Annotated in this window: 11 protein-coding genes and 2 pseudogenes; 6 read left to right on the plus strand and 7 right to left on the minus strand. The window is 67.6% G+C overall.

All coding sequences use genetic code 11. The annotated features are described in order from the left end of the window. Positions 1-659 (minus strand): annotated as a pseudogene (locus V6M42_RS13065) (ribonuclease R); the annotation flags it as partial. Between the two features lie 109 nt (positions 660-768). Here V6M42_RS13065 and V6M42_RS13070 point away from each other — a divergent pair. Genes V6M42_RS13070 through V6M42_RS13085 form a run of 4 tightly spaced genes read left to right on the plus strand, consistent with a single transcriptional unit; the run spans position 769 to position 4,859 of the window. Then, positions 769-2,172, plus strand: a complete 1,404-nt coding sequence (locus tag V6M42_RS13070) for a pyridoxal-phosphate dependent enzyme (protein WP_332658423.1) — start codon at positions 769-771, stop codon at positions 2,170-2,172. Positions 2,173-2,174: 2 nt separating this feature from the next. Then, positions 2,175-2,960: an alpha/beta hydrolase family protein gene (locus tag V6M42_RS13075; RefSeq protein WP_332678880.1), complete on the plus strand. Its 786-nt coding sequence runs from the start codon at positions 2,175-2,177 to the stop codon at positions 2,958-2,960. Then, the gene (locus V6M42_RS13080) at positions 2,947-3,693 is read left to right on the plus strand and encodes an alpha/beta hydrolase family protein (protein ID WP_332658419.1); all 747 of its coding nucleotides are present in this window, start codon (positions 2,947-2,949) and stop codon (positions 3,691-3,693) included. Before V6M42_RS13075 ends, V6M42_RS13080 begins: the two co-directional genes overlap by 14 nt. Further along, entirely contained in the window at positions 3,693-4,859 is a 1,167-nt protein-coding gene (locus tag V6M42_RS13085; protein WP_332658417.1) for a cystathionine gamma-synthase, read from the plus strand. The genes V6M42_RS13080 and V6M42_RS13085 overlap by 1 nt, the downstream gene beginning before the upstream one ends. A 178-nt stretch (positions 4,860-5,037) precedes the next feature. Here the strand turns inward: V6M42_RS13085 and V6M42_RS13090 are convergent, their stop codons facing one another. From V6M42_RS13090 to V6M42_RS13115, 6 genes are all read right to left on the minus strand, one after another. After that, the gene (locus V6M42_RS13090; protein WP_056617475.1) at positions 5,038-5,310 is read right to left on the minus strand and encodes a hypothetical protein; all 273 of its coding nucleotides are present in this window, start codon (positions 5,308-5,310) and stop codon (positions 5,038-5,040) included. Positions 5,311-5,407: 97 nt separating this feature from the next. Then, a complete protein-coding gene (locus V6M42_RS13095) occupies positions 5,408-5,620 on the minus strand; it encodes a cold-shock protein (protein WP_055828885.1) in 213 nt (70 codons plus the stop codon). A 380-nt stretch (positions 5,621-6,000) separates the two neighbouring features. Continuing rightward, positions 6,001-6,213: a cold-shock protein gene (locus V6M42_RS13100; protein WP_055828888.1), complete on the minus strand. Its 213-nt coding sequence runs from the start codon at positions 6,211-6,213 to the stop codon at positions 6,001-6,003. Between the two features lie 162 nt (positions 6,214-6,375). Further along, positions 6,376-6,588 carry a hypothetical protein gene (locus V6M42_RS13105; protein WP_332658413.1) on the minus strand — a complete coding sequence of 71 codons (213 nt, stop codon included), beginning with the start codon at positions 6,586-6,588 and terminating at the stop codon, positions 6,376-6,378. 39 nt (positions 6,589-6,627) lie between these two features. Beyond that, positions 6,628-7,335: a TorF family putative porin gene (locus V6M42_RS13110; protein ID WP_332678881.1), complete on the minus strand. Its 708-nt coding sequence runs from the start codon at positions 7,333-7,335 to the stop codon at positions 6,628-6,630. A 29-nt stretch (positions 7,336-7,364) separates the two neighbouring features. Further along, complete coding sequence (locus tag V6M42_RS13115; RefSeq protein ID WP_332678883.1) at positions 7,365-8,291, minus strand: NAD(P)H-dependent flavin oxidoreductase; 927 nt, start codon at positions 8,289-8,291, stop codon at positions 7,365-7,367. A gap of 114 nt (positions 8,292-8,405) precedes the next feature. On the opposite strand from V6M42_RS13115, the gene queF reads away from it, so the two are divergent. Together queF and V6M42_RS15315 are read left to right on the plus strand one after the other, a co-directional pair. Next, entirely contained in the window at positions 8,406-8,867 is a 462-nt protein-coding gene (queF, locus tag V6M42_RS13120) for a preQ(1) synthase (RefSeq protein ID WP_332678885.1), read from the plus strand. A 71-nt stretch (positions 8,868-8,938) separates the two neighbouring features. Further along, positions 8,939-9,117 (plus strand): annotated as a pseudogene (locus V6M42_RS15315) (DUF817 domain-containing protein); the annotation flags it as partial.

Raw genomic sequence — 9,117 nt, forward strand, 5'->3', positions numbered from 1 at the left:
CGGGCGTCGCCCTCGTGGCCGATCTTCTCGAGGATCTTGCCGCGTTTGGGTCCGTAGCGCTGGTCGCCCTTCTCGATGGCGGCCAGGACCAGATCGCCGTCGCGCAGGCCCTCGGCCTGGGCGTGGGGAACGATCAACACGTCCTTCGACTTGCGGTCGACGGGTTCGACCCGGACCTCCTTGTTGGACTTGCGGATGACGCCCAGCACCTTGTTGGCGCCGGCGTCGAGTTTCTTGATGAGGCGGGCTTCCCAGCCGTCCTCGGTGCGGGTGAATTTGGCCAGGACGCGGTCGCCCATGCCGGGGGCGGGGCCGGTCTTGCCGCCGTTGTCGGGGACCAGCAGGGCGCGCGGGGCGTCGGCCGAGGCCTCGACCAGGCGGACATACAGTTCGCCGTCCACGTCGCGCTCGACCACGTCGGCGACGCCGACGGCGGGCATGGCGCCCACCTCGGCGAAGCCCTTGCGGCCGCGCTTGCCCAGTTTTCCGGCCTCTTCGAGGGCGCGGATCATTTCGCGCAGGGCGCGTCGTTCGCCCCCCTTCAGGCCGAAGTGGCGGGCGATATCGGTTTTCTCGGCCGACCCGGCTTCGCGGAGGAAGGCGATCAGCGTTTCTTCGTCGGGGAGTCCGGCGACGGGCCGGCGGGGTGATTTGCTCATTTGTATCCTTGATAACGCACGAGAGACCTCTTCGGAGGCGAAATCTTGCGCGGGTTGTGATGGTGCGAGGGCGCGCCTAGCTTCCGGCGCGAACCTCTGGAGTGATTGAATGTCGTTGGCCGCCACGCCTGTCCTGTCCGGTCCGACCGGCTCGTTGCTGGACCTGATCGGCAAGACGCCGATGGTGGAGGTGACGAAGATCGACACCGGCCCCTGCCGTCTGTTCCTGAAGCTGGAGGCGCAGAACCCGGGCGGGTCGATCAAGGACCGCATCGCCCTGTCGATGATCGCAGCGGCCGAGGCGGAGGGGTTTCTGAAGCCCGGCGGGACCATCGTCGAGGCGACGGCCGGCAACACGGGTCTGGCGCTGACGCTGGTGGGTCAGGCCAAGGGATATAAGGTGCTTCTGGTCATCCCGGACAAGATGTCCAAGGAAAAAATCCAGCATTTGAGGGCCATGGGCGCCGATGTTCGCCTGACGCGTTCGGACGTGCCGCACGGGCATCCCGAATATTACACCGACATGGCCGAGCGGCTGGCGCAGCAGATTCCGGGCGGATTCTACGTCAACCAGTTCGCCAACGACGCCAACTCCCTGGCCCATTTCAAGACCACGGGCCCCGAGATCTGGGAGCAGATGGGCGGCGACATCGACGCCTTCGTGGCCGGCATCGGCTCGGGCGGCACCATCACCGGCATCGCCCGCTATCTGAAGAGCGTCGGCTCGGATGCGAAGGTCATCCTGGCCGATCCGGTCGGCTCGACCCTGGCGGGGATCGTCAACGAGGGCGTGCCGGGGCCGGAGGGCAGCTACACCGTCGAGGGCATCGGCCAGAATTTCGTGCCCGACACCGCCGACATGAGTCTGATCGACAAGGCCTATTCCATCCCCGACGCCGAGGCGGTCGCCACCGTGCGCGCATTGCTTCTGAAGGAGGGCGTGCTGGCCGGATCGTCGTCGGGCACCCTGATCGCGGCCGCCCTGCGCTGGTGCCGCGAACAGACGGAGCCGAAGCGGGTAGTGACCTTCGTCTGCGACACCGGGGCGAAATACCTCTCCAAGGTCTACAACGACGCCTGGCTGGCCGATCAGGGACTGGGCGACCAGCCGTTGCACGGCGACCTGTCGGACCTGATCTCGCGCAAATACGAGAAGGGCGACGTGGTCGTGGCGGGGCCGGACGACACCCTGGACACCGCCTTCAAGCGGATGCGCGGCGCCGACGTCTCGCAGCTGCCGATCATCCAGGACGGCCGGCTGGTCGGCATCCTGGACGAGAGCGACATCGTCCATGTGATGAACACCGACGAGATCACGCGCCAGGAGCGGTTCAAGAAGCCGGTCGGCACGGTGATGACCCGCGACCTCGACACGGTTCAGGTCGGTGAAAGCCTGGACGCCCTGATCCCTCTGTTCGACCGCGACCGGGTGGCCATCGTGCTGGACGGCGAGACGTTCGTGGGCCTGATCACCCGGACCGACCTGATCAATCACCTGAGCCTGAACCGCTAGACATGCGAATCCCCGCGACCGCCCTCGCCCTGGCGCTGGCCCTCTGCGGGCCGGTGCAGGCGCAGGCGGCGCGGACCCCGCCCCAGGTGGGAATTCCGGGCTGCCCCGACGACGTGGCGGTGCGGGCGTCCCGCGAGTTGATCACCTTCGAAAGCCGGGGGGACAGGGTCCGGGCTCACCTCTACACGCCGCGCGGCGCGCCCAACGGGGCCGGGATCGTGCTGCTGCACGGCGGGACGGGCTTCGAGATGAACGCCATCCTGTTCGACGCCCATGCGATCCAGCTGGCGTCGCGGGGCTATCGGGTGATCCTGCCGGCGTATTTCGACGTGGCCAGGCCGGACCAGACCCGCCGGACCGTGAACGCCCGGGCCTGGCGGCGGGCGGCGTTGGACGCCGCCGCGCAACTGACGGAGAGGGGCGTCCCCGGGGAGCGCGTGGCCTTGTGGGGCTATTCGCGCGGCGCCGGCGTGGCCGTCGACGCCGCCACGCTTCCTGACAGCGGCGTACGGCTGGTGGTCCTGGCGGCCGGCGGCGGCTCGGTGGAAGACGGAGCGGCGGAGCTCGACCTGTCGGCGCTGTTGCTGCACGCACGGCGCGACGAGGCCGTTCCGGTGCGCGCGACGCGGGCCCTGGCCGAGGAATTGCGCGCGGCCGGGGCGACCGTCGAGGTGCAGGAGCTGGCCTTCGACGGCCACCAGTACGATCTGCCGACCTGGTGCAGCGTGTTCAGCACGACGCGCGCCTTCCTGGAGAGCCGGATGGAGGCGACGGATGGACCGTCGTAGCCTGCTGGCCGGGGCGGCGGCGAGCCTCGCGACGCCGGCGGCGTCCTGGTCGGCCGTCGCGCAGCAGGAGCCGACCCACGAAGGGCTGACCTTCGAGAGCAACGGCAAACCCATCCGCGCCATCCACTATCGCCCTGCCGGCGAGGGGCGTCGGGCGGCCATTGTGATGATGCACGGCTCGGGCGCCCGCATCGCCAACCGCGGGCCGTGGCATGAACTGGCGCTGCGGTTCGCCGGCGACGGCTATCAGGTGCTGACGCCGCTGTTCACCGACGCCTACCCCGACGACGGGATCCGTCCCGAGCGGATGATGGAGGCCTGGAGGGACGTGGGCGAGGACGCCATCGACTGGTTCATCGACCGCGGCGTGGACCGACGGCGCACGGCCATGTTCGGCTATTCACTCGGATCCTATGTCGCCGTGGACGGGGCCCTGGGCAACAGCCGCGCGGCGGCGGCGGTGGGACTGGCCGGCGGAGTCGATGTCTATACGCCCCGGCCGCCCCGGCGGCGCGTGCCGGTGCTGATCATCCGGGCGGAGAACGACACCCACGTCCTGCCCCGCAACACGGCCGCCTGGGCAGCCTTCCTGCGCGAACACGACATCAATACGCGGGTTGAAGTGATCGAAGGCGCCGGCCATCTGTTCAGACCGCCGGAGTGGGCGGAAATCTTCTCGCGCGCCTCCACCTTCTACGCCGGCAACATCGGCCGCCTCGACCAGGACAATTGATGACCAAGCTGAAGAACAGCCAGGGTTTCTCGACCCGCGCCATCCACGCCGGCCAGCGGCCCGATCCGACGACGGGGGCGGTGATGACGCCGATCTACGCCACCTCGACCTACGCCCAGGAAAGCCCGGGCGTGAACAAGGGCTATGAATACGCCCGCGGCAAGAACCCGACGCGCGAGGCCTTCGAGGCCTGTCTGGCCGATCTGGAAGGCGGGACCCACGGTTTCGGCTTCGCGAGCGGCATGGCGGCGACCTCGACGGCGCTGGAACTGCTGGACGCCGGCTCGCACATCGTCACCGGCGATGACCTGTACGGCGGCTCCTGGCGGCTGTTCGAGCGGGTGCGGCGCCGGTCGATGGGGCTGGACTTCGCCTATGTCGACCTCAGCGACCTCGAGAAGGTCGAGGCGGCCATCACGCCGAAGACGAAGCTGATCTGGGCCGAGACCCCGACCAACCCGCTGATGAAACTGGCCGACATCGAGGGCCTGTCGCGGATCGCCAGGAAGCACGGCCTGCTGCTGATCGTCGACAACACCTTCGCCACGCCCTGGAGCCAGCAGCCGCTGAAGCTGGGCGCCGACGTGGTCATGCATTCGGCCACCAAATATCTGAACGGCCACTCGGACATTATCGGCGGCGCGCTGGTGACGGCGAACCCCGACCTGGCCAAGGAAATCAAGTTCCTCCAGAATTCCGTCGGCGGGGTGATGGGGCCGTTCGACGCCTTCCTGGCCAACCGGGGCCTGAAGACCCTGGGCCTGCGCATGAAGGCGCACAACGAGAACGCTCTCGCTGTCGCCCGCTGGCTGGAGGACCGCAAGTCGGGGGTGGCCAAGGTCATCTACCCGGGCCTGATCAGCCACCCGCAGCACGAGCTGGCGTCACGCCAGATGAACGGCCAGTACGGCGGCATGGTCACGGTCCTGATCGACGGCGATCTGGAGCGGACGAAACGGGTGCTGGAGCGGGTCCAGGTCTTCACGCTCGCGGAGTCGCTGGGCGGGGTCGAAAGCCTGGTCAATCACCCGGCCATCATGACCCACGCCTCGGTGCCGAAAGAGGTGCGCGAGGCGGGCGGCGTGACCGACAACCTGATCCGGCTGTCGGTCGGCGTGGAGGAGGTCGAGGACCTGATCGCGGATCTGGATCAGGCGCTGGGGTGATGGCCGCCAACGGCCCCCAACGTCGTCATCCTCGGGCTTGACCCGAGGATCAGCCCATCCGGTGCTCGGAGGCAGGCGTTGCGGTCGCGCTCGCGGGGCTATCGCCGCCGCTGCGCTCGGCCCCCACGTCTGATCCTCGGGTCAAGCCCGAGGATGACGGAGAGGGGTGTGTATCGACTCAGGCGGCCTTGGAGTCGGGCAGGGCGGTCTGGTGACCGGACGCCGGGACGACCTTCTTCTTGGCCGGGGCGCGGGGCTTCTTGACGGCCGTGGCGGTCTTGTCGGCGGCGCGGCGGGCGATCTCGTCGTCGATCAGCGGAATGACGTCGGTGGCCGAGGCGATCTGCGTCAGCGAGGCCGTCGTCGAGGCGGACAGACGCAGGGCGTTCAGGCGCAGGGCCTTCAGGTCCGGGTCGCTCATCGTGGGGATCATGTCGGCAAGCGGGGTCATCGGCGTCTCCTGAGGTTGAAAAACAGTCGGGCCGGCGCCTGTTCGGCAGCCGGCCCTCCCATCAGCCGGGGCGATCAGCCCCGGCAGGCATCGAAAACTATTCGGCGGCCTTCAGGCGACCGGCCGATTCCTTGCCCGAACGCGAGTCGCGTTCGACTTCGTAGGAGATCTTCTGGTTTTCGTTGAGCGTGCCCAGGTCGGACGTTTCGACGGCCGAGGCGTGGACGAAGACGTCCTTGCCGCCATCATCGGGAGCGATGAAGCCGTAGCCCTTGGTGGAGTTGTACCATTTAACAGTGCCGGTAGCCATTTTGAGACCTCCGTTAGGCGTTGACCGCCGGAAGAGGTTCCGGGTCGGCCTGTCGGGTCTGGATGGGATCGGCTTTGGACCTCGGTGCGCGATGCAAAGGGGCAGCAGCGTTTCGCAAGAGATCGACGAAGCCTCAAGTGGGCGCTTTCCGGCCCAATAGCAAGCCTTGTGATTCCTGCGGGTCCGGGGCCGGTGTTCCTCACCCGTCATTCCGGGGCGTCGCAGGCGAACCCGGAACCCAGGGGATCGGGCTGTGGCCCCGGGTTTCGGGTTCCGCTTCGCGGCCCCGGAATGACGGGCGAGGAACGGCCAAGAAAAAAGGCGGCGACCTTGAGGTCGCCGCCCTGATCTCGTTCACTCCGCGATAGCGGAGCGTGAACTCAGCCTTCGGTCTTCAGCTGACCAGCCGATTCCTTGCCCGAACGCTTGTCGCGCTCGATTTCGTAGGAAACCTTCTGGTTTTCATCCAGGCCGCGCAGGCCCGCTTGCTCGACGGCCGAGATGTGGACGAAGACGTCCTTGCCGCCGTCGTCAGGCTGGATGAAGCCGTAGCCCTTGGTGGAGTTGAACCATTTTACAGTGCCGGTAGCCATTTTCAGGACCTCCGTTAGCGTTGGCCTCAGGGAAGAGCCCCTGGAGCCTGTCGGGTCTGAATGGAGCGGCTAGACCTCAGTGCGAAAGCAGAGGGTGGCGTTTCGCAGAGAGATCGACAAAACGCTTTTGACCTGTCGTTGCGGCGAAATCAAGCCGCAAGCCTATTCGGCCGCTTCGCCCTCGGGGGTCGCGATGTAGTGTTCCTGGCACAGTTTGCGCAGGGCGGCCGTCAGCGTGGGGCCGTACAGCGAGTCCTGGATGCGTTCGAAACCTTCGGCCTGAAGCGCGGTCTTGATGTCGCCGACGGTGCGGCAGCCCCCGGCGCGGGCCAGTTCATAGGCGCGTTCGAGGGTCGTGGGACGATGGTTGCTCATCGACCATAGATAGGCGCTTCGCCGCAAAAAGGCGAGGTTTTAGAAAGCGATGCTGAGCCCGGCCACAAGGGCGTCGGCGTACTGTTCGCCGGGTACGTCGGCGTCGGTCGCGTGGTAGCGGAGCTCGGCTTCCAGATTGTCCGTCAGGGCGTAGGTGAAGCCTGCGTTCCAGCCGGTGTAGTCGACGCTGTTGTCCTGTTCGCGGCGGCCGATCGAGGCCGTGGCTTCCAGCTTGCTGGTGAAGTCCCAGCCGATGCGGGCCTCGTACCAGGTCCAGGCCTCGGTCGAGCCCGTGCCGTCCGGCGAGTGCTGCAGGCGGAGGCGGCCGCTGGCGGGGCCGATGGAGCGTTTGACGTCCGCGGTGAACTCCCAGGCGTCGTCATCCGCGCCCGGATCGGCGTTGAACTGCTGTTTGAAGGTGGCGTTCAGATCGAGATCGAAGCCGGCGACGTCGGGGGTGAAGCCGGCGCCGATCTTCCCCTCCAGCTCGGAGCCGGTCGAGCTCTTGATGGTTTCCAGTCCGGTCCCGGCGTAAAACAGGCCCGAGGCGCTCGCCCACTCGGCCTCGCCCCAGACGTAGGCCTCGCCGTCCGACTTGGAGACGTCCTTGGAGCGGTTGTCGGTCGCGGCGCCGGCGGCGAAGGACACGGTTCCGCCCGGCCAGGGCGCTTCCTGCGCTGCGGCGTTACCGGCAAACGCCATCAGGGCGGTCGCCGCGGCGGCGGCGGTCGTCAGGGTGCGGAGCATGCGATTCGACCTCTCTTGTCGGCCCGGGTCTAGAACCGCTTCTTGTCGAAATCATCACAGGCTTGCGAATATTCGTCCCGGAGCCGACGAACCAGCTGGCCGGCGGGCAGAACGTCATGCACCGCGCCGGCGCCCTGGCCGGCTGACCAGACGGTCTTCCAGGCCTTGGCCTCCTCGCCCATGTCCAGCTTGTGCTCGGGCAGGGATTTGGGGTCGATGCCGTTGGCGACCAGCGACGGCGTCAGGAAATTGGCCGGAATGCCCGAGACGGCGGGGGTGTAGGTGATGTCGGAGGCGCCGGCGTCGACGATCATCTGCTTGTACTCGGCCTGGGCTTCGGACTCGGTCGTCGAGATGAAGCGGGTGCCCATATAGGCGAAGTCGGCGCCCATCATGGTCGCCGCGGCCACGTCGCGCCCCGTCGACAGGCAGCCCGACAGGATGATGGTCCCGTCGAAGAAGGAGCGCACCTCCTCGACCAGGGCGAAGGGATTGACCACGCCGGCGTGGCCTCCCGCGCCGTTGGCCACCAGGATCAGGCCGTCGACGCCGGCCTGGGCCGCCTTGCGGGCGTGGCGGACGTTGGCGATGTCGTGGAAGACCACCCCGCCATAGCCGTGCACGGCCTCGACCACGTCGCGCACCGCGCCCAGCGAGGTGATGATCAGCGGCACCTTCTCCTCGACCGAGACCATCATGTCGGACATCAGCCGGGGATTGGTCGGGTGGACGATGTGGTTGACCCCGAAGGCGGCGGCGTCAGGGGTCAGGCGCGCCTTGATGTCGTGCAGCCACTCCCGATAGCCCTCGGTGGTGCGCTGGTTCAGCGAGGGGAAGGTGCCGATGACGCCGGCGTTGCAGCACTCGACCACCAGATCCGGACCGGAGACCAGGAACATCGGCGCGGCGATGACCGGCAGTTTCAGCCCGTTTTTCAGCGATGCCGGAATGGCCATGCGGAACTCCCCGAGTTGTCTTTGGCTACGGATAGCGGGGTGTCGCCGGGGAAGGCAAATGGAAGCGGAGGGGGCGAGGATGACGCCGTACGCCGAAACCGCTACATCCCCGGCATGACCACCGACACCTCCGGCCTGCACCAGCTGGGCCAGCACACTGTTCAGCCGACCAGCCCGGAGACCGCCGAGCTGGAGCGCGTGCCCAATCCGCATGCCGGGACCCTGTATCTGACGCGCTTCACGGCGCCGGAGTTCACCAGCCTGTGCCCGGTGACGGGCCAGCCGGACTTCGCCCATATCGTCATCGACTATGCGCCGGGCGACTGGCTGGTCGAGTCGAAGTCGCTGAAGCTGTACCTGACCAGTTTCCGCAACCACGGCGCCTTCCACGAGGACTGCACCGTCGCCATCGGCAAGAAGATCGCCGACCTGCTGCAGCCGAAATGGTTTCGCATCGGCGGCTACTGGTACCCGCGCGGCGGCATTCCGATCGACGTCTTCTGGCAGACGGGCCCGGCGCCCGAGGGCCTGTGGCTGCCGGACCAGGGCGTGCCGACCTATCGCGGACGGGGCTGATTTCACGCCTCGCGTGAATTGCTCACATTCCGCTCATGTGCAGGAGCGGCCGATGCGGCATGGGTGATCCCATGACCGCACCGCGCCGCCTTCCGCTCGAAACCTGGGGCCGCCAGTGGCTGCTGCACCTCCAGGCCCGGGCCGACCGGCGGGCGTGGAGCCGGTACGGCTTCGAGTTCCTGATGTTCGGCGTCAAACAGGGCTGGGCCTGCCTGTTCGGCGGGGCGATGCTGGCCCTGTTGCTGGGGAC

Source organism: Brevundimonas sp., assembly GCF_036677305.1.
In the GTDB taxonomy this organism is placed as follows: Bacteria; Pseudomonadota; Alphaproteobacteria; order Caulobacterales; family Caulobacteraceae; genus Brevundimonas.